The organism is Amycolatopsis sp. CA-230715, assembly GCF_018736145.1.
Lineage (GTDB): Bacteria > Actinomycetota > Actinomycetes > Mycobacteriales > Pseudonocardiaceae > Amycolatopsis.
Genome location: NZ_CP059997.1, coordinates 9,984,428 through 10,010,390, shown reverse-complemented (window position 1 = coordinate 10,010,390; position 25,963 = coordinate 9,984,428). Strand labels below are relative to the sequence as shown.

Here is a 25,963-nt window from a genome sequence, read left to right as displayed (position 1 = left end):
CGTCGGGATCAGCGGTAGGCGACCGGCGGGGAGGTCCTCCTGGGTCGGTTCAGGGTACGGCGCTAGACGCGCCCGGGTGGATCGCAAGCGGGGGAAGGCCGGATGCCTACCGGCTCCTTCGTCGAGATGCGATTCGGCAGCATTCGAAAGGGTCCCGATGACGACTGCAATCCATGTGGTGAACAAGCGCACCGATGCCTTCGACCTGTACATCGGCCGAGGCTCGGTCTGGGGCAACCCGTACCGCCTGCCCCAGCATCACACCGACGCGGACCGGGCTCGAGTCATCGAGCAGTATGAGCGATACCTGCTGAGGAGCCCGAAACTGATGGCCCGTCTCCCCGAGCTGTACGGGAAGAGGCTCGGGTGTTTCTGTGCTCCCAGGCCCTGTCACGGCGATGTGCTGAAGCGATACGCCGAGGCATGGGCACAGGGTGTCGCGGTGTACTCGCACGTCGTCCTCATCACCGGGTCGCGTACCTGGGAGGACGAACCCGCCATGCGCCGGGCGTTCAACGACCTGTGGCGAGAGTGGACACCGGGACAGGTCACCAGCCCCATGCTGCTCTTCGGCGCCTGTCCGGACGGCGCGGACGCCATGGGCGAGCGGCTGTGGCGCGCGGCGGGCTTCACGACGATGCCCTTCCCCGCGGACTGGCCAACACACGGCAAGGCGGCGGGATTCCGCCGAAATCAGGTGATGGTCGAGATCGCTACCCGGCTCCGCGACGCCCACGCTCGAGTGGCGTGCACGGCGTTCCTCGATCTGTGTAGCAAGCCGGGCTGCCGGCGACGCGACGATCAGCAGCTCATGCCGAAGGTCCCCGGCCACTTCTCCCACGGCACGATCGACTGCCGCGAGCGGGCCATCGAGGCAGGACTCGACGTCGTTGACGTCATCCAGCCGCCACTGTCGCAAGCCTAGGAAGCGCGGAGAGTCCTGCAGCAAGCGCACTGCCGGACCGTCGATCCTGAGCGGCCTGGGTACGAACATGTTCGTGGGCAGGTGGAAGCAGCGTAGCGACAAGTAAGCGGAAGCCAGTCAACTACGCGTTTCGGTTGATGTTATGTGCCTTGTCATAGGCGGCCACGACTGTCTTGGAAAGACGCCCCTTCCGCTTGACCTCGTAGCCACGCTTGACGGCCCACTCGCGGATCTTCTCACGCTCCTCGACGGTCATGTCGGGCACGACCTGCTTCGTCGGCGCCTTTCGTTTCTTGAGGAGGTACGTTCTGTCGATGCCGTGTGCTTTGTCGTAGGCATCGACGACGTCCAGGGGAATCCGGCCCCACGGCGCGACGTCATAGCCCTCCTCGTCGGCCCAGTCGCGGATCTCCGCACGCTCGTCGGGCGTTGTGTCGGGCACGACGTCGGTCGTCTCGGTAGGCTCCGGAACCTTTCCATCGGTGGCGCTGACCACGACCGTGGTCGTTCCGCTGGACGCTGACACCTTTCGTTTGGCGGCGCCGACCGGGGTCTTGGTCGTGGACGACGTGCCGGGCTCGGAAACTTTGCTGTCGCCGGCACTTGGCTCAGCATCCGGCGCCACACGTCCCTCGGAAGCTTCTCGCGCGTGCTCCAGGTACGTCTTGAGTCGCCGCTTGAACTGCTGCTTCTCGTCAGCCGTGAGCTCGATCTCGTACCAGGTGTCCTCGAACCCGAAGGTCACCGTGCCAGCATCGGGCTTGCCGCTGATGTCTGACGTGTACTTATAGATGACTTCCTTGGCCATGAGTCGGAGGATAGCCCACTCGAATGCTGATCAAGAGGCCGTTTGGAGTGGTGTATCGATAGATCGTGGGGAAAAGCAGTCGATAGCCGCTCCGGTGCTGCTGTGAGAGCATGAAGCGTCGGCCGCACTGCTGAAATCGCAGTGTCGAACGCTACCCCCGCGCTGCGTGCCGAACCACGACTGTCGCTCCTGATCGAGAGGCCCCCGTCATGACCACCCTGCAGACCGTCGATGACCGTCCACTCGTGGACAAGGACGTCGATCTGTTCGCCCTGATGTGCCAGCGCCGTGGCTGGACTGAGGAGTACCTCCGGGAGATTGAGTCCACGGAGCACGACGAGCTGCTGAGCCTGGCCGAGATGGTCGACGCGCTCGAGGACGCTCGCGCCGCGGGAAAGAAGATCACGATCGCCCCTGACTTCGACGTGGACGGCATCTCCTCGGGAGTGCTCGGGTACGCCGGACTGTCCGAACTGGGGTTCGACGTCGAGCTGCATGTGCCCGACTACCGGCGCGGTCACGATCTGACGCCCGAGGACATCGCCGAGATCAACGCCCGGTGGCCGGACACCCGTGCCCTGCTCACCTGCGACGGGGGAGTGAACTCCCACCACGGCATCGCGGCGGCACGGGCCCTGGGGTGGATGACCCTGGTGACCGACCACCACACGGAACTGCCGCCCGGCTCCACCGCCGACATCACCGTCGATCCGTGCCGGATGGACGAGACCTACGCTCACCCGGGAATCTGCGGCGCACACGTGCTGTACCAGGTGATCGAGGCGTACACGCGGGTCCACCAGCCAGGCAAGCTCTGGGAGATCCGTCTCCTAAGGCTGTTCGCCGGCCTCGGCACCGTGTCCGACGTCATGCCGGTGCTCTTCGAGAACCGGCAGCTAATCCGTGATTCGTTGTCGATCGCCCGCCTGCTGTGGGTCGCGCCTCCCGCGCCCAACGGTCCGCACGGAGATCCCGCGCCGCATCTCATCGACATCGAGGAGGCGACGTTGATGAAGGTGCTGCGCATGGACCCACACCACCCGGTCTTCCTCCGCGCGTTCCAGGGTTTCGCACTCCTGCTGAAGGCATTCACCGAGACCGGCAAGATCCGCGGACGCGACGACATCAACGAGGGCTTCTACGGCTTCTATCTGGCGCCCGCGATGAACAGTCCCCGCCGGATCGAGACTCCGCTGCAGCCCTGTTTCGCCACGTTCACCGCGGACGACACCGACGCGATGCTCGCGAGCGCACACGAGGTCATCCGGGGCAACGACTATCGCAAGCGGATGACGACCGAGCACCTCGCGGCTCTGACCGGGAACGACCAGCCACTGGCCCCGTGGGTCTACTTCTCCGACGCCCCGGCGGGGATGTACGGGCTATTGGCCAGCCAGATGATGCAGCGGACCGGCCACCCGGTGGTCGTCGTCAACCGGCCCGCGGACGACGATGACATCGTCAGTGGCTCGGGCCGGGCACCGGGTTGGTTCGACATCATCGGCTGCCTCGACCCGCACGAGGGGCTGCGGGCCGTCGGGCACCGGCAGGCGTGCGGTGTGAAGGTCGAACGTGCCACCCTGGTCGACTCGCTCGCCGAGGTCCTGGCCGAGGCGACACGCGTGGCGCTGCTCGATTCCGACGAGGATGACATCCAGGGCGACCTCGTGCTGGGGCCGGACAGTGACTGTGACGCCGGGCTCGATGATCTGCGTCCGCTGGTCGAATTCGTCCGCCGGACCGAGTTGCTCACACCGTTCGGCCACGGTTTCACCGAGCCGGTCGTGCAGATCGCGGTGGAGCCGCTCGGGTTGCGCATCGACCGGATCGGTTCGGAGAAGCAGCATTTGCGGCTGGTGACCCGAGCGGGTCTGTCGTGCCTGTGGTGGAACGCGGCCGAGGACAAGCACGCCGCGCTTCGCGATGTCGTGACGAGGGCGAGCCGGACGGAGGTGGGCACGTTGCGCTTCACGGCGAGGCTGCAGCTGAACACGTTCCGCGGGGATACCCGCGTCCAAGCCGTCATCGCCGAGCAGATCCCGTCCCCTCTCTGACATCTCGGGAAGGTGGCCATGGCCGCTCCAGGAATCGACGGCCGCCTGCGTGATGCCGGGTGGTGCCTCGCTGTCGCACTGGTTGTCGCCGCGGCGTATCTCGGTCTCGGTGTCGCGGTGGTGTCGATTGTCGGAGAGCCGATCCTCGGGACGATCGTGGCCGATCTGCTCGTGGTCGTGCTCGTCGGTGTTGTGCGGCGTGCCCGACCAGAGTGGATCACCTACGCACCGAGATCGCGGCCGGCGGGAGACACCCCGGTCTGGGCCTGGACCGCCGCGGGGTGCGCCGTTCTCGCGTTTCTCGCTGGTCAGTCGGTGGCGTTGTGGCTCTATGGTGCGGTGGGGTCGACTGGCTTCGACACGTCCGTGCGAGCACGGGAGCATGCTGGTGCGACCGCGGCACTGGTGCTCACGCTGGTGGCCGCGCCGGTGGCGGAGGAGATCCTCTTCCGGGGGCTTCTGTATCCGTTGGCGCGCACGCGGGTGGGTGTTGGGGCCGCGGTCCTGTTCACCGCCGGGGTGTTCGGCATCCTGCATGGCAACATCGTGCAGTTCGCGTCCGCGTTGCCTATCGCGGTGGTGCTGACCCTAGTCTACGAGCGCACACGCCACCTCTGGCCCTGCGTGGTCGTGCACCTGGGTTTCAACCTTGCGGCCATCGTGGTGCCCGCTCCGGTGTTGGCAGGGTTGAGCAACCCCGTCTCGGCGTTGCTGCTGACAGCTGTTCTCGCCGGCGGCGCGCTGCCGCTCATGTGGAAAATCAGCAGTACGCCGACACTCGAGGCCAGCATCGTGGAACCCCGGCGGGGCAAGGCGGAGCGCACGACAGAGACACAGGAGAGCTGAGCAGTACAACTCTCCCGCGCTCATCGACCACTGTGCTCGCCGCACAGTGGTCGATGTCGGACCTAGGTCGGGACATCATTGCCCTGGGGTGACCGGGCTGATCCGGTCACCGGGGGTGGCTGAAAGGAGTGGTTCACTGGTACTCGTGAAGAAAGGAGAGGAACCCATCATGGCAATCGTCAGCAGCTGTACCTACGACGCGCGGGGCCGGCTCATCCAGCCGGATCGGCTCGCGATCGGCCACGCGAAGATCAGTTTCGATCTCGACACGGGTGGGTGCCCCACTTTCGATCGAGGTCGTGTCCACGTCCATGTCATGACGGCCAGCGGCCTCACCGCCGCCCAGGCACACCAACGTGCGAACGTCCAACTGGAACGCTTCCTCGAACGCGCGGAGGACGTGGCCGGATACCGCGAGATCGTGCGGAAAGAGATCCAGGGGACCACACCCTGCAACGGCAACACGGTGGTGACCTACGAGATCCTTTACGCTGTCGAAGCACCGATGTGGGCTCGCCACCGCGGCCGCGCGGCTGCCGAGGCGCGATTCGCGCGAAACCTGAGCGTGGTTGCCGGCATGTGACCGTCGTACCACCATAAGAACGAGGCCGACGAGTATCCCTTCCCGCAGGAAAACTCGTCGGCCTCGTTTTTTTGCGACGCGTTTGTCTGGTGAGATGACCGCTGTTTATTTGCCGGACGTCAGCATATCAGTCAGTGCGGAGGGTATGCAAGAAACGGCAAAGGCCACGCGCGCGCAATAAGGACCCCTTGCGCGTGGTGGCGCCGACTGCCTCTGTACGGCGCGGACTTCGTCGCTCAACAGGGCTTCCGAAGGGCTCATCAGAGCCCGCAGAGCAACGGCACGCCCGAGTCGTGCCCCAGAACAGCCCCGTAATAGACCTGGTTGTCACCACTATCGCACGGCGGGCTTCCCGATCGCGGCGCCCCGGTCGTCCAGGAAGGGGGAGGGGAGGCTGACCTGTTCTGCTGTACCACGTGTCGTGGTACAGCATGAATACGTGCTCTGGCCTGGGACAACGCCTGTATTCCACTATGTCGGCATAAGCTCCTGTACCACGTCGCTACCCTGACGTGGTACACCGATTGTGCTGATAATCCAGCATTTCGCGGCGATGTACCACGAGTACCACCTTTTCGCGACTGTTTACATGCGCGCGCGAGCGAGTGAACGAGCTCGGCTCCGCCATCCCCGTCTCTCGTCCTCGCGTGTGTATTTAGTTATGAAAAGGTGGTACACGTGGTCCGGGGGGTATCGAAACCCGCGCCGACCAGCGCGAACAGGTGTACCACGTACGTATCCCCACGTGGTACAGGTGCCCCGCATCGCTCGGAGAATCTCGCTCTGACCATGGCGAACCCGTGTACCACGTCTCGTGGTACACCATAGCCGTACCCCCAGGGGGTACTGGCCCGCGGCGGATTCGTGTGCTCGCGACCTCGGGATTCAGGGGCACCGGTCAGCCGAACTCCCCGATCCCTGACCAGGGCGGGGCGGCTCACGCCGCCCGCGGGTGTGCGGGCGAGCCGAGCTCGTGGCACTCGTGTACCGGGAGGGCCTCGCGTGATCACGTGTTCGCAGGCGGCCGCGCCCGACGTCGCAGGGCTGCGGTGGCCCCGAAACCCTCTTATCGATAGGGCTATCGACTCGTTGCGAAAGACGAGTCGAATGACATAGAGTCGGGAACGCGTTCCTATTCGATTACGAGACCGAACGGCGTCCCGCGCACTGCCGGTCGGGTCGTGAAGCGATGGAGAAGACCGCTGCATGACCACCTCTGTGTCTCCCGCACCAGCACCCGGCGACGACGACGTTGGCGCCACGCCGATCAACCCCGCGGCCGACGCCGCCACTCGGGTCATGGCGCATTTCTCCGGCAGCGGCGGCGCCGCTCCGCAGAACGAGATCATCACCCACTGCACGGCGGCCTACCTCGACGTCATCGACCCGGCCGACGCGCCGCCACCGAGAGTCCTCGAGAAGGAGTTGCTGGCGATCGTCAACAGCGTCTGCACAATCCAGAACAAGGCACGTACCGCCGCGGAGAAGCTGCCTCTGCTGCGGTGCCTGACCTACTGGCAGGTCTCGCAGATCCTCCTGCGTCTGCACCACGTCATCCGCATCGCGCCCAGCACGAAGGACACCGATCGCGAGTACGACCTGCTGGCGATGTACCAGGCCACTGGACGCTCCCGCGGAACCTATACGACCAGTGAGGATGACATTCGCACCGCCGCGCGCAGGTACAACACGCAGCTGACGCTCAAGGAGTTCGCCGAGGTCCTCGCGGTCCTGCGCGAGGACTCGCCCCGGACCCACCAATGCCGCCACCGGGATCTCATCGCGGTGAACAATGGCGTGTTCCACTACGGCCGCGAGGCGCGGGAGATCACCGTGGGCGGCACGACCTTCCACTTGGAACCGAAATCGCTGGTTCCCTTCCACCCGGCACTGGTCTTCCTCGCCAAATGCCACATCGACTACGTCGACGCACCCGACAACCCGGTCATCACCCACCCGGTCGACGGCACGGTGTGGAACATCGAGTCCTGGGTCCGCGAACTGTCCGACGACGACGGCATCCCCGAGCTTCTCTGGGAGATCATCGGCGCGATCATCCGGCCACACGTCCCCTGGGGCAAGACCGCCTGGTTCTATTCCGAGGAGGGCAACAACGGCAAAGGCACCCTGTGCTCGCTGATGCGCAATCTGTGCGGTCCCCGGGCGCACACTTCCATCCCGCTCTCGGACTTCGGCAAAGACTTCGCGCTCGAGCCACTGGTGCGCGCCACTGCCATCATTGTTGACGAGAACGACGTAGGCACGTTCATCGACCGGGCCGCGAACCTGAAGGCGATCGTCACCAACGACGTCATCCAGATCAACCGCAAGTACCGGATGCCGATCGCCTACCAGTTCTTCGGGTTCATGGTCCAATGCCTCAACGGGTTTCCCCGCGTGAAGGACAAGTCCGAGTCGTTCTACCGCAGGCAGCTGTTCGTCCCCTTCACCAAGAGCTACACCGGCAGGGAACGCAAGTACATCAAGGACGACTATCTCCAGCGACAGGACGTCCTCGAATACGCCTTGTGGTACGTGCTCAACCGGGCGGGGGCGGCCGACCCGGGCCACTACTACCAGCTCTCTGAACCTGTGGCGACCAAAGAGGTCATGGCCGAGTACAAGGAAGCCAACGACCCCGTGCGCGCGTTCTGGGAAGAGTTCCGGGAACGGCTGGTCTGGGACCTGGCGCCGTTCACATTCCTCTACGACCTGTATAAATCCTGGTTCGCCGATGTCTCGCCATCGGGCTCGCCGGTGAGCCATAAGCAGTTCATCACCGATCTCGTGGCGATCGTCCAGGCCGACCCTCTGTGGCACTGCCCCGACAAGAACCGCAAGATCCGGCCCGGCCAGATGCTGAGTAAACCCGAAACCCTGATCGCCGAGTACGAGCTGAGGAAATGGATGAACCCGCACTACAGCGGCACGGAATCGGACAAGCGGTCCCAGCCCCTTCTGCAAGCCAACTACCGCGGACTTCTCAGGTACACGGTCGCCCCGAGCGACGCCGACACCCCAGACGACGAACAGGACTGAGCCACGTGTCCAAGACCTCCCAGGCACTCGCCGCCCTCACCCAGGCCGTCCTCGAACTCGCGCGGCAGCAGGGGCAAGTACGTACCGCGCTGGCCGACCTCGCCCGAGAACAGCGGGTCACCAATCTCCTTACCCGATCACGGGTCGCCACCGATCGCGGAGAAAGGGCATGGCTGACCGCGGAAGCCGCCCGGCGGATGGACGCGCCGCAGTGGCGCGCCATACCCGGCCCCACCTGGCCGTGGCGCGCCCCAGAACCAGACACCTCGCGGCCGTGAGCACGGACTCGACGAAAGAGACTCAGCACGATGACCCCGCAGCGCACCTCTGTCACCGCCGCCGACGGACTGTTCACCTTCTACGACATCGAATCTCTCGCGAACGCCTTCAGCCTGTGCGCCTACACGCCTTACCCTGATGGCTCAGCGGACCTCGAGGTGTTCTATCTCGTCGACGACGCGCCGGAGAGCACCACCATCGCCGACGATGTCGACCCGCAGGTGCTCGGCCGCGCCATCTTCGCCAGCAACCCCGGCCTCGCCGCCTTCCCGCGAACGCAGGTGCGGTTTCTGGATCTGCGGCACGAGAACAGCAATCTCCGGCTGGCCGCGCTCGTCGGGCTCTCCAACGCCGACCAGGTCAACGATCGCGGCGAGAACTCGGACTATCCAGAGAGCCTGCGCCCGGTCTGCGATACCGATCCCGGCTACGACCCGACGACGCACCCGTTCCTCGCCGGCTACAACTCGCTGAACTACGACACGACGATGCTGGCCCTGTACCTCAACGAGGCCTTCCCGAACCCCGCCGGCGCTGAGCTCTTTCAGCCGACCACAGCGCGGACGCTCCGCGACCACAACGACCGGTTGTTCACCGGGCATCTCGAGTACATGCCCGGCTACCTCGGCTGGGACGGCCCGGCTGCGAGGATCCGGCGCGCCATGCTGCAGTCCGGCCGGCACCTCGACGTGGCGCGGCTCAACGAACTGCAGGTCAAGGTCAGTCTCAAGCGCCTGCTCGGGATGCTCGGCCATCAAATCAAAGAATCCGAGAAGCTCAGTCATGACACCTCGATCACCGGCGTCGAACAGCTCTACGAGCTACTGGCCTACAACGTCTCGGACTGCGTCGGCCTGGCCCAGCTGTTCCGGCACCCGGCGTACGCGAACAGCTTCGACCTCAAGGCGGGACTGCTCGCGCAGTATCCCGAGACCGTGTTCCACCGGACCGGAGCGGTACGGCGAGATCGCCTGACCATCGACTCATCCTCGGCCAAGTTCGTGGGACGGATTCTCGCGCCGTACGAGGCGTTGGACGACATCGAGACGGTCTCGTTCCGCTACCCCCACCCCGAGGTCGCACGCGAGCACGGTGTCCCGGTGACGAACGTGCTCGACGAATGCGTGCGCTTCTTCGAGGAGAACGTCGCACCCGACCCCGCCACGGTCCCGGCCGTCACGCCGGCACAAGCCGACGCCCACCGGCAGTTCATGCGGGTCGTCGAGTACTACCGTGCGATCGAAGGCCAGAACTTCAACGACTCGGCGGAGTACCGGAGCACGTTCTCCCTGCCCGCCCGATCCGTGCGCGACATCCCCAAAGCCCCGAACAACGTGCCGTACTTCCGGGCCGACGCCACACCCTCGTCGTGCTTCGCGACGTTCTCGACCGGAGGTATCCACGGGGCCGAGGCGGACCTGGCGGTATACACCGCCGACCAGATCGAGCACCTTGAGCACGACACATTGCTCCGGCGAGCCCGGATGCACTACCCCGACGCCAGGGACTTCGTCGCTGAGGCCAAAGAGCAGCACAACCGGCTCACGCTGCCCGACGGCACCGTCGTCGACAAGCGCCTCGTCCTGCTCGGGTCGGACCCCGCGAAGGTGAAGTACCGCAAGCCCAAGCACGGGGACCCCGTCCAGGCCGAGCAGCTCGCTCGCTGCCACGCGCAGACGCCCGACCCCGCCATGCTGCTCGCGACACAGCGGAGCGACACCGAGGCTCTGCATGTGACCCTGCCCGATGGCACCGTCGTGGACGGAAAGGTGGTTCTGGCCAACACGACGGCGGCCAAGGCCGCCTACCGAGTCGAGCCCGCCAAGAAGGCACCGGCTCTGTTCGTCAGGAGGGAGGACGAGTCCACCAGACTGCATCCGCGGTTCGCGCGTACCAGTGCGGGACTGGTGGTCCATGAGGACTTCACCAGTTATTACCCGAAGCTGCTGCGCAACATGCGGGCGTTCTACAACCCCGAGCTGGGCGAGGACCGGTACGCGAGAATCTTCGCGGACAAGGAGCGATACAGCCGCGAGATGGCGCGGCCGGGAATCTCCGCTGAGGAGAAGACGCGGCTGGCCACCCTGCGCAACGGCACCAAGCTGATCCTCAACTCGGCCTCGGGCGCCGGCGACGCCGCCCACAGGACACCGATCCGGATGAACAACCGCATCATCTCGATGCGCATCCTCGGCCAGCTGTTCACCTGGCGGATCGGGCAGGCACAGACACTGGCCGGTGCGCGCATTCCGTCGACGAACACCGACGGCCTCTACTCGATCGTCGGCGGCGAGAGCGGCTTCGACGAGGCGACCAACAACCGCGTGCTGGCCGAGCAGCAGGCGGTCATCGGCGTGGACATCGAGCCGGAGCTGATGTTCCTGATCAGCAAGGACTCTAACAATCGACTCGAACTGTCCGCGCCCGCCGCGGGCCGGACGGTCGCGGACAGCGCCATCCTCACCGCCTCCGGCGGCACGCTGGCCTGCTACGCGGGCCCGACCCCGACCAAGTCGCTCGCACACCCGGCGGTGCTCGACTTCGCCCTGGCACGGTACCTGCAGACCGTGGCGAGCAGGGGAGAGGCAGCGCTCGCGGAGCCGTTTGATCCCGCGCTGGGCCGCAAGATGATCCAGGAGGCGATCCGCCCTGACGACCCGGTCGCAACTCTGCTGTTCTTCCAGAACGTCCTCGCGGCGTCCCGGGGGTCGATCACCTACCCGTTCGCCGCGGATCCGCTGACCACCGACCTTGGCGAGGACGACGCTAGCGACGTGGACCTGACCGACCCGCGACCACTGCAGATGGTCAACCGGGTTTTCATCGTCCACGACGGCACTCCCGGGGCCGTCAGTCTCCACAACGCCGGCGCGTGGAAGGTCACCGCCGCCAGCCAGAGCAAACGTCGCGACAGTGGAATCGCCGGTGTCCGGCGGGACCCGGTCGCGCTCAGGATCTTGCGGCATCACGGCTGGGCGACCTCCCGTGCCGAGGCCAGCACCTCCGACGGGCTCACCGTGCTGCCCGACGATCAGGATGTCGTGATCCGCCGGATCAACGGCATCGACCCAGCGTGGTCGACGGTCGTCGTGAACGACGACCTGCATACGTTGCCGGCCGAGCGCGTCAGGCACCTGATCGCGGCGCTCGACCTCGACGTCTACACCCGGATGCTGGGCGAGACGTTCACCAAGAACTGGATGAACTCGACAGCCTGAGCACCGCGGGCAATCCGAGACCACCAATCAGACACAGGAAGGATCTTTCGATGTCCGACGACCGCAGGGCGGAACTCAATGATGTCCCTGCCGCGAGTTCGATTGCCGAGAACAACCTCGCGCGAATCAGAGCCAAGGTCGAGCAACGACCAGATGCCCACATCCAGCAGGACTTCTTCTCGGCCCTCCTGGACACGATAGGACAGCAGGGCAAGGGTTCCCCGATGCTCCGCATCACAGCAGGATCGTCGCGCATCGAGATCAGCGCCGGTGCGGACTACTACGTCATCACGGGCACCGACTGTGGCCAAGACTGGCTGCACCCCAAAACCCGGCCGTCCACCCTCACCGGCAGCGTCACCGTGGACTGTGGTCCAGGCGTGGACGCCGTCGTAGGTGCTTCTGACATCGAGACGTTGCTGGGCCATGCGGTGATGACGAGTTTTCCCTACGACCGGGTTGGAAATGGTCGCGGCGGGCACGAGTTGCTGCACGACTACGTCGATAACTGGATCGATGCGCACGCGCGGGGCAATGAATCGGACAGGAACACGACGTGAGTGTCGAAGTCCCGCGATGCGCGGATCCGCGGACGTGATCGAGCGCGAGATCTGAGTTCAGGATGGCACGCACCGGCAGCCAGCGAGAAAAGAACGTCGAACGCTACCTGCTCCTGCGATGCCGCGAGAGCGGGTTTCTCTGCCTGAAATTCGTCTCGCCTGCTCGTGGGGGAGTGCCGGATCGGATCATTGTCACCCCTACGGTTGGCACCGTCTTCGTCGAGGTCAAACGTCCCCGAGGTGGGCTCGCCCGTCGCCAGCGCCTCATGCACACCAAGATCCGCCGCTTCGGCGGCGAGGTGCACGTCGTCGACAGCACGGTCGCGGTCGACGAGCTTGTTTCCTGTCTCCGGCGACGTGGCTCCGGCCGCGCCCGATCTGAGTGAAACGAGGGTCATGGTGGTTCGCCGGAAGGTCGTGTCGCAACAGATCAGCATTGGTGGGTATCGAGAATAAGAGACTTCTGGAGGAGATATATTATGCCGCGTAAGGTGCGGTTTGGGTTGCTTGTTCGCACGTACGATGGTCACGATGTCGTGTGGGGTCCACGGGCGCACAAGAGTACATTCTTCGATGCCGGTTCTTGGAAATTCTTTCAGGAGCGCTTTCGTCCGTACGGGGAACCGATCGCGATCGTCGAGTTGGTGAACTGGACGGAGCTGAGCTCCAGGATCGCCGAGTGCGAGGCGTATGACGAGCGCGGCGACTGAGGCCCCGGCATCCACCACAGGGCCGCTCGGCTCGGTCTGTCGTAGTCAGCGGGGATCACGTGGGCCTGAGTAAGAACGTGACCTCAACGGTGTGTCGTCGGTCAAGTCAGAGAGGAGGCACACATCATGACTGTCACCCCCACCTCGCCATCGCCACCCCGGGGAAGACCAGTCCTGCTGGAGCCGCATCAGCAGCAAATTCATGATTTCGTCGTCGACCGGCCCTACGCTGGTGCGTGGATCAACCTCGGGGGCGGCAAGACACTCGCGACGCTCACCGTCCTGCAAACCGTGCGGCCGATAGGTCATATTCTTGTCATCGCTCCCATCGCGATCGCGAGGTCCACGTGGATCGACGAGATCCAGAAATGGTCGTTCCCGATCAGGACCAAATCATTGATCGTCAACGACAACGACACGAGGCTCTCCACGAAGAAGCGACTGGAGCGGTTCCGGGACGTCTTCACTGATCCTCCGACGATGTACTTCGTCAACCAGGAGTTGATCACTCGCCCCGCGGCGAAGAGGTGCGCGACCTGCCGCGGAGCCGGTGACAACGGGCTGCCCTGCCGACAGTGCCAGACCGGTTTGATCGATCAGATGCCGATCCAGTCGGTCGTCGGTCCCGACGGCACGAGCCGTGACACGATCATCTGGCCTTTCCAGACGGTGATCATCGACGAGTCCCAAGGCTTCAAGTCCCACACCAGCGCGCGCTTCAAGGCGCTCCAGCGGGTGCGGCCCGCGATCACCCGGCTTATCGAACTGTCCGGCACACCGAGCCCGAACGGTTTGCACGACCTGTGGAGCCAGATCTACCTGCTGGACCAGGGCGAGGCGCTGGGCAAGAACATCACCGAGTTCCGAGAACGCTGGTTCACGCCCAAGATGGTGCCCGGTACGACGACACCGGCGAAATGGATCCCGACCGCGAACGCCGAGGAGGAGATCCACCAGGCGGTCTCGCACGTGGTGATGAGCGCCAAAAACACCACCCTGACCTTGCCCGGACTGAGCATTGACAATGTCAACGTCACCCTGACACCGGACCTGCTGCGGGCATACAAGGACTTCCGGCGCGACCTCGTCCTCGACCTCGTCAAGACCTACCTCGGCGACGACGGCGAACTCACCCAAAGCGTCGAGTCGATCGTCGCCGACAACCAGGCGGTGCTCACCCTCAAACTCATGCAGTTCGCCTCCGGCACGCTCTATACCGGGGACCCGGACGACCCGGCGACCAAGGGACAGTACGAGGTCATCCACGACAAGAAGCTCGCGATGGCCGAATACCTGGTGCGCAACAACGGCGGAGAGCCCATGCTCATCGCCTACCACTTCCGCTCGGACCTCGAACAACTGCTCGCGCGCTTCAGGAAAGCGGGCGTGGACGCACAGCACTTCAACAAATCGCGAGACATGGTCCACCGGTGGAACGCCAAACAGATCCCTGTGATGCTGTTGCATCCGGCCAGCGCCGGCCACGGACTGAACCTTCAGGACGGCGGCTCGACGATGATCTGGTACACGCTTCCGTTCTCGCTCGAACACTACCTGCAGACCAACGCCAGGCTGCACCGTCCTGGGCAGACCCGGCCGGTCACCATCCATCGGCTCATCACCAAGGGGACCCAGGATGAACGCATTCCCGGGGTTCTCGCTGGCAAGCAACAGGTCCAGGACAAACTCCTCGACGCTGTGTCCGGTGAGGACATACTGCTCACCGCCTTGGAGGAGGAGATCCACGACGACCTCAACGACCTCTGGCTCTCCGAGCGGCTCTGAACGGCCGTGGTCGCGCACGTGTGGCGACCAAGCGCGGGCCGGCACCACCGGAGACGCGCACAACCACACTAACGCCGGAACCCACGGCCGTTCGCTGCTGGCGGTGTTGGAGGCACCGCGGGAGCACAACGGCACCCCAGCGCCGAGGGAGGTACCGCCATGTCCAAGATGGACGGGGAACTCGACGTCACCGTCGATGATGACGAGACGTGGCGGGAAGACGCCCTGTGCCGCGAGGCGGATCCCGACGCGTTCTTCCCGGACAGGGGAGGCCGTGTTGTCGAGGCGAAACGCATCTGCGCACGATGTGACGTCCAGGCGCAGTGCCTCCTCGACGCGTTGCGTAACGACGAGCGTTTCGGAGTCTGGGGCGGTCTCTCCCCGCGGGAGCGACGCCGGATCAGACGCGACGTAGCTGCCCCGCCGCTGACGCATGTTCAACTGCGCAGACGCGACCGAGACGACACCATCGTCGCCCTGGCGAAACAGCACTTCACCGCACCCGCCATCGCCGCGAAGATCGGAGTGTCCGACCAGACGGTGTACCGAGTGCTCGGGAGGCAGCGGCAGAGAGACGAGCACCCGCGCCGGATGGCCTGATCTCGTGCCCCTTGATGGTGGGACCGTGTCCGAGCGCCAGTCCGCGAGCTGTCGGATACACCCCGCCAGGCCCGTCGGCGAGCAGATCCACATGAACACAACACAATCAGTCGTGATGCGACGAAAGGTCCGAGATGGACGTCTACAGCCCTGACACCGACACGACGTACCCATCGTGGGACGCTCTGTACGAGGCCGAGACAAACGGGTTCGTCGTCGTGTGCGTCCTGCAGCATGCCCACCGGAAGTCCGGCAGGACAACGACATTCGCTCGCACCTCTGGACCGTTCGCGCAACGGAACACCGCGAAGAATGAGGCCGCGCGGCTGCGTAGACGGTGGAAGCAGCGTGCGCCTCAACCCGACGAGCCGACGCTCCTGGTGGTGACCATCGAACCGTTGTGGCCCCAGCTCTTTCGGAACACGAGGCGCCGGTCCAGAGGGGACGTTAGCCATGAGTGTTCCACGTCGGCGGGATCCGCCGTCGACACCTATCGGGAGGCCTGGCTTGCCGAGAAGAAACGGGCCGACGCCGCGACGGCGAAACTCGACGGAATTCGTGCGACACTGGCCGCCCGGCACGCCGACCATCCTCACGCGTACAGCACCGAGGTGGATCTCACGACCCGTCGCCGCATCGCCACGATCATCGAGAACGACGCTGTGGCCTTCGTCCCGTGTGCCTACCAAGTCATCCCCCATGTCTCTCGAGAGGATGGTGGCTATTGCCTCGCCCGGGCGGACGATGGTGAGTACTGCGCGGCGCACGCCGCCGCGATCCGCGCTCGCCCCATGGACCACGAATAACCAGCGGAGGTCATCCGAAGGGATCAGCTGCGGTCTCCCGGGGCTCAGGTGCCGCCGTTCCTCGCGCGTCGACGGCGTCGGGATAGGGGAGAACCACACCTCGCGGTATCACGCGAGTCGGCACCTGACGTGACCAATCCTGCTCGCGTGACTCCAAGCGGAGATACGACTATCGGCGACTGAGAAGATCCGTGCCGTGGTCGGGGCGCTGCGCGCCCGACGTTCGGGCCTCCGCCGCAGGCACAGGGCCTGCGGCTTCGCACCCGGAGTTCACTGTCGTACGCCCGCCTTGCTCGCGACGCGGTCGTGCACAGTTGCGATGTAACACCCGTGATCTGTTTGCATTGTGCACCGGCGGCCATAAGCTCGATCACGAGCAGGCCGGACGGGCGGCACCGCCGTGCGGCTCACGCGATGGACGCGGGTAGACCACAACGACGTGGCCTCGGACGCCGCGCGATGAGTGACATTGAGCGCGCTGCCAGGAGCCAGGAGAGTGGCCGTGTCCATCCCCTCCGGGTACGCGGGTGCGCGCTGGCGTCGCCCTGCGGTCCCGCGAGACCGAGGCCGTGCGGCCGGTGATGCCCTCCATGGTGTCGGGCGGCGCCGCAGAGAACGAATGCCCGCCAGCGGGTATGGCACGCAGGGAGTTGGATCATGGGGAAACCTCGTGAGGGATGTCGACACAGTCAGAACGATGGTCGAGGACCTGTGATGAGGCGAGCCGACGATCGACCCACGCACGACCGCTCAGGCTCAGGCCGCGCCCGCGGGTTCGACGACGCCCGGACCATCATGTGGTGTTACGAGGCACGCGTGCGTGTCCACGAGCGGCTCGGGGAGACGTCATTTCTGGCGGACGAGACCGTCGCGTCGGTACACGTGCAGAACACAAGAAGGGCCGACCGGGTCGAACTCCGCGCGTTCGATCCTGCTGGGATGCCCGTGGGCGGTGATGTCCTCTACGTCGACCGGCTGAACCAGCGTCTGGACGTGGCCCCGGAGTTCGATCACGATTACACCGGCATGGCGGTGCCCGAAGGGTCCGAGCTCGACCAGGCCATCGCGCGCGAGGACGGCTGGGTGATCAACATGCGGGCACTGCGAGAATACGATCCGGTCGTCGATCGCAAGGCCACACAGCGCGCGGTGTTCCTGGCCCACCTGGGCGACATGATGCAGGACGACCAGGTGCGCGGCTTCCTGCTCGAGTCGGACTCCGGCGGAGACGAACCCGGGGAACCAGAACCGGAACTGGGCTGACCGTTTGGTGATGGTTGATCCACCCTTGGTTCCGCTGCGGAATTCAACGGCGTACCTAGTCATTATCCTCTGATATCGCCGGCTGCCCCGCGGTGACAGGACCGAACCCGGACCGGTTCTGATGGTTCACGTGTGGCACTGAGGATCGTGGACCGGCTTACGCCGGTCCCGGGTGAGGCGTCGCGGCGACGCGGTCGCCCAGGAGATCAGCTCACGCTGGTGCTGAGAGTGCCCACGGCGGGATTCGTCGTTGCCCCGTGCACGTTAACCGGTCATGTAGTTCGCCACGCTGCCACACTCGTCGTGGCACGACCGCGATTTGTAGACCACCACCGCCGAACGGGGCGATGTTGGGGCGCCCACTCATGACCTCTCGGCCTGGGATCTGACAATCCCCGGTGCATTTTCCTGTTAATGGTGTGTTCGCACGACGCCCGGGCACCCGGTTATTGTCGCTCGCGATAGACCGCGACGGGACAGGAAAGTGTCAACAGCGCATGGCGCAGAGTTCGACAGCCAGTGAAACACCCGAACAAAAGGAACAGTGTCACCATGCCCAACCATATCTCCGCTGAGCAGCTGTCCGAAGGCACCTATGTGTTCATTCGCGGGACACTCAGCTACGCGCGTCTCACCAGCGTGATCGAGGGCGATGAATTGAAGGCCGCCGATCAGCGCAGGATCCAGAACAACATGAACCCGATCGGAAAACCGCATGTCACGGCGACCATCACCGGGGCAGAGGTTCAGTACACCGACCCAGCGAACCCCACGCTCGAGGAGCGGTTCGTCGCCGAACGCTGCTACCGCTCGAGGAAGAAGCAGGACGCCGGGTTGAGCTATTCAATCGACTCCAAGGGGTCGAAGCTGCCTCCCATCGCGATCCCAGCCAAGGCCGGTGATGGCACATACGAACAGGACAACTCCCGTCAGGAGCTTGCCCAGGGACTCGACGTCACCCTCGTGCTGCGGGTCTACAAGCCGCAGAACTACGCCAAGCGAGGTCTCGCGCTCGATCAGGTCATCGTTCACGAGACCCCGCGGTACTTCAACCCGAGTGGCGTCACCGACGACGAACTTGCCGCACACGGCATCGTGTTCGCGAGTCCACCCCGCGCGGTCCAGGCACCCTCGGACGGGTCCGCGGTCGGCCCCGCGGAGGACATCGCGGGCACCGAGGCTAACGATGGCCTGCCGCTTCCGGCCCCGCAGCCGTCCGCGGCCGCGGCTCCGGCATCGAGGTCGCCACAGGTCGAGGAAACCCTCGAGGAGAAGCTCGCACGCGTCGAGGCCGAGAACACGGCGTTGAAGGACGCCGGTTCGGCCGTGGGCGCTGCCGTGGCGGTCGGCGCCGCGAACGACCGGCCCGGTACGGGCCACGCCGGTCCGGGTGACCAGCAGCCCGGCATCACCTACCAAGGCTGACCCACACCGGCGAGCGACAGGCCCCCCGTACTGACGTCTGTGCGGTACGGGGGGCCTGGTGTCGTTGCGTTCCCGGTGATCGAGTGAACGAAAGCGTGCGACCGTGACGATCTCAGCCCACCCTCGTAAGTGGTTCCCACAGTTCTACGGCAACACCGCTATTCGCGCTGTGGCGAGCGCGTCGCGCTGGACGGTCTCCGGTCGTGTCAGCGACGACGACACGGAAGCCAAAGTACCCATCGACGTCCGCCACCTGCTCGCGGGATGCACGACCGCGTGCAGGCACGACGGAAAGCTGCGCGGGGCTTTCGCCCTCAACGACACCTGCCTCATGGATCTGGCTGAACTCACAGTGGCGCTGCCGCACGCGCGGAACCACGCCTTCTACCTTCAAACACAGACCGACGGTCTCGTAGTTATCGACATCGAACCTACCTGTCCACCGGACATCGCGGCGGACCTGCTACGGCTGCCGGACATTCTCTACTCGGAGTTGTCGATGTCCGCTCGGGGATATCACCTCATCGCTCCGGTGCCGGCGAATCTGCATGATTTCCCGACCGCGGCGGGGAAGCGCGTGTTGCGGGAAGAGCACGGCTGGTACGAGATCCTCTTCGACCACTGGGTGACCTTCACCCGGACACCGATACCGGAACGCATCATCGGTAGAGCCGCCGCCGCTACCGCGGCGGCACCACGGTTCGCCTCCGTCAACGAGCTGTACCGGGATCTGGCTGAGCACGCCCGGGTGAACCCGAGCATGCCGTCGACCGCTGTCGGCACCGGACGGTCGATGCCCGAAATCCCGCACGCGGCGGAGGTTGTCGAGCACACCCTGCTCAACGCGCGTGGGCGCCTGCGCGGACCGAGCGACTTCGACGACGATCTGTCTCGCTGGGAATTCTCCGTCCTCGGGACGCTGTATCACGAGATGCAGGTGCCACTGCGGACATACAGCGCTCTGGGCGTGCACTACTCGACGAGCGACCGGACCTGGCTGCTCTACCGGGCCGCGCTCGAGGTCATCCCCGCTCGTGCCAAACACCACCAGTCGCGCAACGGTCGGGCGTTCCTCCTGGACCGAGCGGCCGCGCTCGTCGCCGACCGGGAAGCCGCGGCCCTACGGGCACCGCATGAGGGAGTGTCGCCGGCCCGGTAACGGTCATGCCACCAGAGCGGCCGCGCTCACTGCCTGTCCCGACAGGACTGGATCGCGCGGAGCGCGATCGGGTGGCGGTGTGCGACGAGGTCGCGCCGTGACCAGGTCGGTGGCGCCGCTATTCCGGCGCACACCGTTCTGCGATCCCGGTGGATGACATGGAAGCCCGGTGTCGCCACGACCCAGCGGTCCATCAGTAGCTCGTGCCGCGCGGTGTCTCCGCTGAGTGACCGCTGGTGCCGTCTCCGCTCAACTCTCCCACGACCAGAAAGACACGCTCATGAAGCTGAACGACACTCTGTCCACGTTGGTCGAGCAAGCTCTCGACGTCGGTGCGACGCCCGCGCTCATGGGCGAGCCCGGCGTCGGGAAGTCCTCCTGGATCGAGTCCCTCGCTTACTCGATGGGGACCAAGGCGTTCACCCTCCCGTGCAACCAGTTGGCGGACAAAGCCGACCTCACCGGAGCGCGCCTGGTGCCCTACACCAAGGCCGACGGCACCCAGAGCTACAAGCAGGTGTTCTACCCCCACCAGGTGATTCAAGAATGCATCGACTACGCGGAGGCGAACCCACGCGAGCGACCGATTCTGTTCCTCGACGAGATCAACCGCACAACGTCCGATGTGACCTCCGGTGTGCTCACTCTCGTGACCCTGAGGCGCATGGGACACGTCACGCTGCCGAGCAACGTTCGCATCGTCGTCGCGGGTAACGACAAGGGCAATGTCACCACCCTCGATGAGGCGTCCCTGTCTCGCTTCGCGATTTTCCATGTCGAACCGGACGCTGCCACTCTCATGTCCGTCCTGGGCGATGACTTGAATCCCTGGATCAAGAAGGTGCTCACGCAGTACCCGGGGCTGATCTTCCAGAAGCCGACGCCAAACGCGATCGTCGCCGACGGTAAGGACGACGACAGTGACGACAGCAATGTCACCATGGCCGAACTGTTCGACGGTGGCGAGGAGATGAACCAACTCACCACCCCACGCACGATCCACAATCTGTCCAACTGGTTGAACGTGACCGACCGCCAGGAGTTGGCGCGGTATCTCCAAACCACGGTCCAGATCGAGGGCCGCGAGAGCTCCCAGCTCAACGAGGTGATCGAGGCCTATGTCGGCAACACTGTGTTCACTGACCAGCTGGTAAACACTATCGCTGATGACCTCGCCTCGAACCCCAGCGGCCGGGCGCACAACCGGGTCAATGTTCCGAAACCGGGATGTTACGCACGGCTGAAAACCGCGACCACCGTCGACGAACTCGAAGCAGAGATCTCGGCGATGAGCCAGAACGAGCTGTGCGGTTCACTGCTGTTCGCCCTCCAAGAGAGGGACAAGGAGGCCAACTCTCGTCTTATCGAACAGCTGGCCTACGGTCTCAAACAGATCGAAAGCGAGCACATCAAGACGCTCATCGGAATGATGACGTCCGATCAGATCGAAAATGACAACCTGCAGGTTTTCCTGGACGTTGACGCTCCGATCGTTGACAAGATCAAGCCCGCCCTGTCTGTGTTCGTCGGTTGAACCGATGCTGCACGTGCCGCGGGGGACGGTCTGGGCGGGAGCCCTTGTCGTCCGCCGCCGTCACCGATAGTTGCACCAGTCTGATCAGAGCGCAGAAGGAGTCGCGACATGACGATCACCGTCACGAATCAGAAGCCCGCCGTGCTCGATGCGGTGCACACAATTCCGTGCGCCGGCGACTACGACCCGATCCCAGCACTCCAGCACGCCCTCGTGGATCCTCTGCTGGAGCCACTGAGTCCCCACGCGCCGGCGGCTGTGGTCGATTCCTCGGGCGTTGACATCACCGGTGATGTGCCGCATCTGATCATGAGCTGTCTCGGGGACACGATGAACACCGGGGCCGAGCGGACGACCAAGGAACTGCTCGGGCAGACAATGATCAACTATGACTCAGCCACCTCCCTGCCAGTGGGAGAACTCTTCGCCGTCCAGGCCGGTCAGAGCAACAAGATGCCCGCACCCTCGCCTCGTGTCATCTACACCCCACAGGGCGACATCATCCCGGCGGCGAAAAGCCTGCTCGCTGGTGTCGCCGATGACAGCGCATTCTTCGCCTCGGTTGCCTACGCCTTCCACCCGAACACGCTCGCCTTCTGGTTCCAGTCGTCCGCAGCGTTCGATGGCTTCAAGGTATGGCTCAACCAGCAGACCCAGACAATGACAAGCGCGAACGCACTACCGGGGACAACGAGTCAGTGGCTGACCGACTTCACAACACTCTCGCTCACGGGTGCGACGGAGTCGCTGTTGTTGCGCAAGGATGACAGCGATGGGAATGAGGAGTTCTCCTCCGCGCGGTTGATCATCCACATGCTCATGACCTATGTCGAAAGGCAACGCGCACAGGCGCAGACCAATGGCACAGCCCCGGACACCGGCATCATGCCGTTCACTGTCGGCGAGCTGTTCTGCCCTCGGTCCGTGGTCCTTGTCAATGTCGAAGCCCACGCCCGCGCAGCCCCCGCGACAGTGCAGCGGGAGTGGAGTCTCATCAACCAATCGCTGGCGTCGCCGGTGAAGGTGATCTCCAATTCGTCACTGTCCAAGCTCACGAGTCTTCCGCGGGCCGCAGCCAGGGCTGCCGCCGCTGTGAACGTGCGCCAACAGCCAGGCTTACCTGGAGCACGTTCCGCCCAAGTGAAGTTCCGGAAACAGCCTCCGAGTAAGCGTGATCTGTTCAAAGACATCAGTCGCGTGTTGCGTCGGATGGGAAAAGTCAACAAATCGCAGAACGTTCTGCGTACCACGAAGACGACCTACCTCAAAGCCAACCGTCGCGACCCAGACGACTTCAACAAGCCCGGTCGGATAACCTCGGCACGGTACATGCCAGACCTGCACGTCTACGTCGACACCTCCGGCTCGATCTCCCAGGAGAATTACCAGGAGGCGGTCCTGATGCTCATCAGGATCGCGAAGAAGCTCAACGTCAACCTGTACTTCAACTCGTTCAGTGATATCCTGTCCCAGGAAACGTTGCTCAAGGTGGAGAACAAGTCGACTCGACAGATCTGGAAAGAATTCACACGGGTACCCAAGGTCGCTGGCGGCACGGATTTCCAACAAGTCTGGGACTACATCAACGCCACCGCCACGCGGAAACGCCGTCTCTCGTTGATGATCACTGACTTTGCCTGGACTCCGCCGTCTGCCCGTGTGGACCATCCGCCGAATCTGTACTACGCGCCCTGCTCGGCGATGGCGTGGTCGACCATGGTCCATTACGCCGGTCTCTACGCCGACGCCATGAAACACATCGATCCGAGTATCCGGCAGAAGCTGCTGGGCATGGTCGTCTGACGCTGGCCGGGATGACATCCACGGATCGCGCCGATGTTGTCTTGGCCACGACGCTGTTCTCTCTGACCCACCCGTATCCGTGCCTGGATGGTGCTTGCCCGGAGCGCCCGCCGGGCGCCCGCATCGAACGGAGGGACCCGCGATGGGCCTCACGAAATTCACCTCGGGATCCGACGACGACGCGAACAGCGGCGGCCTGCCACCCGGTATCCCGACGGCCGGGTTCGGCTCTCCAGGCGCCGGATCCGGAGACGACGAGGTGACAGGACTGCTCGAGGACTACAACGAGCGATTCAAGAACGCCGACCCGACGATGTTCCGCGACACCCTCATCGAGCAGGTCCTCTCTGTCCTGATCAGCAAGAACAAGCCGAACGTGTTGCTGAAAGGGGCCGCCGGGGTCGGCAAGACCAAGATCGTCGAGGACATCGCCCGCCGGATCGCGCTCGGCGACACGCTCATCCCCGAGCAGCTCAAGGACCACACCGTCTACGAGCTGCCGATCACCAACATCATCGCCGGGTCTGGCGTCGTCGGCTCGCTGGAGGAGAAAGTCAACGGGATCGTCGAGTTCGCCTCAGACCCCAAGAACAAGGTGATTTTGTTCGTTGACGAGATCCATCAGATCACCGGCGGCTCCAGCAGCCATAGCGATCCGACCGGCCGCAAGATCTCCCAGATCCTCAAGCCGGCGCTCGCCCGCGGCGACATGTCGGTCATCGGCGCCACCACGTCGACTGAGTCCCGAGCATTCGACGAGGACCCGGCTTTCGCCCGGCGCTTCACCCAGCTCGTCGTCGACGAGCTGAACGTGGAGCAGACGATCGCGGTGACGACCGCGGCTCGTCCCGGGTTGGTGGCGCACTACCGCCACCAGATCGGCGTCTCCGACGATGTCGTGGCCGACACCGTCCGGATCGCCGAAGGGAACTCCCGGGCGGGCCAGCACCGCCCCGACAACGCGATCACACTGCTCGATCGGGCGATGGCCGATCGGCTCCTGGACCACAGGAAGTCCATCGTGCGGGCCGAGATGGACGGTGACACGGCGCTCGTGCAAGCCCTGCGGTCCATGCCGCAGGTGCCGTTGACGCCGACACGTGTGCTCGACGTGGCCAAACGCCTGATGACGGGCAACGCGCGGCGACCCGACTTCGATGTCGCCACGCTGCATGCCACGCTCACCAGCAGGGTGCAGGGCCAGGACGATGTGCTCGGCCAGCTGACAGACCGATTGGCGCGGGAGGAGCTCGGCCTCTTCCCATCGACCACGCCCACAACCTGGCTGCTCGCCGGGGCTTCGGGTGTGGGCAAGACCGAGACGGCGAAGATCATCGCCGAACAGATGACGGGTACGGAACCGATCATCCTCAACATGACCGAGTACCACACGGCGTGGTCGACGTCGAAGATCATCGGCTCGCCCCCGGGGTACGTCGGGTCGGACTCCCACCAGGAACTCCCGTTCGACACGCTCGAGTCCAATCCCCATCGGGTGATCCTGCTCGACGAATTCGAGAAGGCGGACACAGCTGTGCAGCGGTTGTTCCTGTCCGCGTTCGACGAGGGCTACATCCGCAACGCCCACGGCAAGCCGCTGGACTTCTCCAAAGCCCTGGTCATCTGCACGACCAACGCCGCCCGGGACGCACTCAGCGGCAACCAGATCGGGTTTGTCACTGTGGCGAGGAACTCGCACAAGAGCCTGATCAACGACTTGACCGGCTTCTTCGACGCGGAGTTGCTGGGCCGGTTCTCCCTCATCGTGGGCTTCAATCCCATCGACCAACAGACCTATCAGCGGATCATGGCCGCCGACTATGCCCGGCAGCGCCAGCGAATCCTGGACAGCAAGCCCCGGCTGGCGCAGACACTCCCCGCGGCCATACCCGATGACGAACTACACGCCATCGCGGCGGCCACCTTCGTGGACTCCCAAGGTGCTCGACCCGCGGGCAAGGCCGTGCGCGCGTGGATCGAGGACCGTCTGCTCTCCGCGAACACACCCACCAGCACAACCGCCTCGGTGACCGCGGCCGCCGAGGTAGTGGAGACATCCGCGACCGACTGAAGCCCAGCCCACCCGGTCACCGAGGCCACCTCTGCCTCCGGAACGCCGGAGGCGGAGGCGGCCTCGCGCCCGCGGCGCCGGGACCCATCGAGAGGAACGTCTATGACCGTCACCACAGTGCAACCGCACGACTGGAACACCCGTATCGCCGATGACGCCCGTGCGAACCTCGCCACCCACTCCCGTGACGCGGACGAATGCCGCGAACTTGGGCTCATGCTCGGCCTGCTGGAAGCGGATCCGGACGGATCACTCGTCACAGCCAACCCGCTGAACGTCGACGTCGGGGATTTCGTGTGGCACTCACCCATGAGGTGAGCCGCCGATGAACGGCCGCGCGCCGGGCCGCGCGCGGTGTCCGGTGTCGTGCGGACACCGGACTCAGGGGCCTGACGGCCCCTGACGGGTGGGTTGAGAGAGGCACGGGAGGGCTCGTCATTCGACGAGCCCTCCCGTGCGCGCCCCCCGCGCCCGGCGTTTCCGTGGATTAGCGGC

At 64.7% G+C, this 25,963-nt stretch carries 21 protein-coding genes; 20 read left to right on the top strand and 1 reads right to left on the bottom strand.

The window, feature by feature from the left end; translation table 11 throughout:
* Positions 1 to 178 precede the first annotated feature (178 nt).
* Positions 179 to 925, top strand: a complete 747-nt coding sequence (locus HUW46_RS46410; protein WP_254125596.1) for a DUF4326 domain-containing protein — start codon at positions 179 to 181, stop codon at positions 923 to 925.
* A 121-nt stretch (positions 926 to 1,046) separates the two neighbouring features.
* Here the strand turns inward: HUW46_RS46410 and HUW46_RS46405 are convergent, their stop codons facing one another.
* Positions 1,047 to 1,733, bottom strand: coding sequence for an Lsr2 dimerization domain-containing protein (locus tag HUW46_RS46405; RefSeq protein ID WP_215544971.1), 687 nt, complete (start codon positions 1,731 to 1,733; stop codon positions 1,047 to 1,049).
* A gap of 209 nt (positions 1,734 to 1,942) precedes the next feature.
* Here HUW46_RS46405 and HUW46_RS46400 point away from each other — a divergent pair, with 209 nt between their 5' ends.
* The 19 genes from HUW46_RS46400 to HUW46_RS46310 all read left to right on the top strand — a co-directional run bounded on the left by HUW46_RS46400 (position 1,943) and on the right by HUW46_RS46310 (position 25,786).
* On the top strand, positions 1,943 to 3,787 hold the full coding sequence (locus tag HUW46_RS46400; protein ID WP_215544970.1) for a DHH family phosphoesterase: 1,845 nt from the start codon (positions 1,943 to 1,945) through the stop codon (positions 3,785 to 3,787).
* An 18-nt stretch (positions 3,788 to 3,805) separates the two neighbouring features.
* Positions 3,806 to 4,633, top strand: coding sequence for a CPBP family intramembrane glutamic endopeptidase (locus HUW46_RS46395; RefSeq protein WP_215544969.1), 828 nt, complete (start codon positions 3,806 to 3,808; stop codon positions 4,631 to 4,633).
* 169 nt (positions 4,634 to 4,802) lie between these two features.
* On the top strand, positions 4,803 to 5,216 hold the full coding sequence (locus HUW46_RS46390; RefSeq protein WP_215544968.1) for a hypothetical protein: 414 nt from the start codon (positions 4,803 to 4,805) through the stop codon (positions 5,214 to 5,216).
* A 1,206-nt stretch (positions 5,217 to 6,422) separates the two neighbouring features.
* On the top strand, positions 6,423 to 8,255 hold the full coding sequence (locus tag HUW46_RS46385) for a DNA primase family protein (RefSeq protein WP_215544967.1): 1,833 nt from the start codon (positions 6,423 to 6,425) through the stop codon (positions 8,253 to 8,255).
* A 5-nt stretch (positions 8,256 to 8,260) separates the two neighbouring features.
* On the top strand, positions 8,261 to 8,533 hold the full coding sequence (locus tag HUW46_RS46380; RefSeq protein WP_215544966.1) for a hypothetical protein: 273 nt from the start codon (positions 8,261 to 8,263) through the stop codon (positions 8,531 to 8,533).
* Between the two features lie 30 nt (positions 8,534 to 8,563).
* On the top strand, positions 8,564 to 11,752 hold the full coding sequence (locus tag HUW46_RS46375) for a hypothetical protein (protein ID WP_215544965.1): 3,189 nt from the start codon (positions 8,564 to 8,566) through the stop codon (positions 11,750 to 11,752).
* Positions 11,753 to 11,802: 50 nt separating this feature from the next.
* Positions 11,803 to 12,312, top strand: coding sequence for a hypothetical protein (locus tag HUW46_RS46370; RefSeq protein WP_215544964.1), 510 nt, complete (start codon positions 11,803 to 11,805; stop codon positions 12,310 to 12,312).
* A 62-nt stretch (positions 12,313 to 12,374) separates the two neighbouring features.
* Positions 12,375 to 12,698, top strand: coding sequence for a VRR-NUC domain-containing protein (locus HUW46_RS46365; RefSeq protein WP_215544963.1), 324 nt, complete (start codon positions 12,375 to 12,377; stop codon positions 12,696 to 12,698).
* Between the two features lie 93 nt (positions 12,699 to 12,791).
* Positions 12,792 to 13,022, top strand: a complete 231-nt coding sequence (locus HUW46_RS46360) for a hypothetical protein (RefSeq protein WP_215544962.1) — start codon at positions 12,792 to 12,794, stop codon at positions 13,020 to 13,022.
* A 126-nt stretch (positions 13,023 to 13,148) separates the two neighbouring features.
* Positions 13,149 to 14,807, top strand: coding sequence for a DEAD/DEAH box helicase (locus HUW46_RS46355; protein ID WP_215544961.1), 1,659 nt, complete (start codon positions 13,149 to 13,151; stop codon positions 14,805 to 14,807).
* Positions 14,808 to 14,966: 159 nt separating this feature from the next.
* Positions 14,967 to 15,407, top strand: a complete 441-nt coding sequence (locus HUW46_RS46350) for a WhiB family transcriptional regulator (RefSeq protein WP_254125594.1) — start codon at positions 14,967 to 14,969, stop codon at positions 15,405 to 15,407.
* A 134-nt stretch (positions 15,408 to 15,541) separates the two neighbouring features.
* Positions 15,542 to 16,213: a hypothetical protein gene (locus HUW46_RS46345; RefSeq protein ID WP_215544960.1), complete on the top strand. Its 672-nt coding sequence runs from the start codon at positions 15,542 to 15,544 to the stop codon at positions 16,211 to 16,213.
* 714 nt (positions 16,214 to 16,927) lie between these two features.
* Positions 16,928 to 17,476 carry a hypothetical protein gene (locus HUW46_RS46340; protein WP_215544959.1) on the top strand — a complete coding sequence of 183 codons (549 nt, stop codon included), beginning with the start codon at positions 16,928 to 16,930 and terminating at the stop codon, positions 17,474 to 17,476.
* Positions 17,477 to 18,028: 552 nt separating this feature from the next.
* Positions 18,029 to 18,901 (top strand): hypothetical protein, encoded by an 873-nt coding sequence (locus HUW46_RS46335; RefSeq protein WP_215544958.1) that lies wholly within the window; start codon positions 18,029 to 18,031, stop codon positions 18,899 to 18,901.
* A gap of 103 nt (positions 18,902 to 19,004) precedes the next feature.
* A complete protein-coding gene (locus HUW46_RS46330; RefSeq protein ID WP_215544957.1) occupies positions 19,005 to 20,060 on the top strand; it encodes a hypothetical protein in 1,056 nt (351 codons plus the stop codon).
* Between the two features lie 280 nt (positions 20,061 to 20,340).
* Positions 20,341 to 21,594: an AAA family ATPase gene (locus tag HUW46_RS46325; RefSeq protein ID WP_215544956.1), complete on the top strand. Its 1,254-nt coding sequence runs from the start codon at positions 20,341 to 20,343 to the stop codon at positions 21,592 to 21,594.
* 108 nt (positions 21,595 to 21,702) lie between these two features.
* Positions 21,703 to 23,397 (top strand): hypothetical protein, encoded by a 1,695-nt coding sequence (locus HUW46_RS46320; protein ID WP_215544955.1) that lies wholly within the window; start codon positions 21,703 to 21,705, stop codon positions 23,395 to 23,397.
* 142 nt (positions 23,398 to 23,539) lie between these two features.
* Entirely contained in the window at positions 23,540 to 25,468 is a 1,929-nt protein-coding gene (locus tag HUW46_RS46315; RefSeq protein ID WP_215544954.1) for an AAA family ATPase, read from the top strand.
* Between the two features lie 102 nt (positions 25,469 to 25,570).
* Complete coding sequence (locus HUW46_RS46310; protein ID WP_215544953.1) at positions 25,571 to 25,786, top strand: hypothetical protein; 216 nt, start codon at positions 25,571 to 25,573, stop codon at positions 25,784 to 25,786.
* Positions 25,787 to 25,963 lie beyond the last annotated feature (177 nt).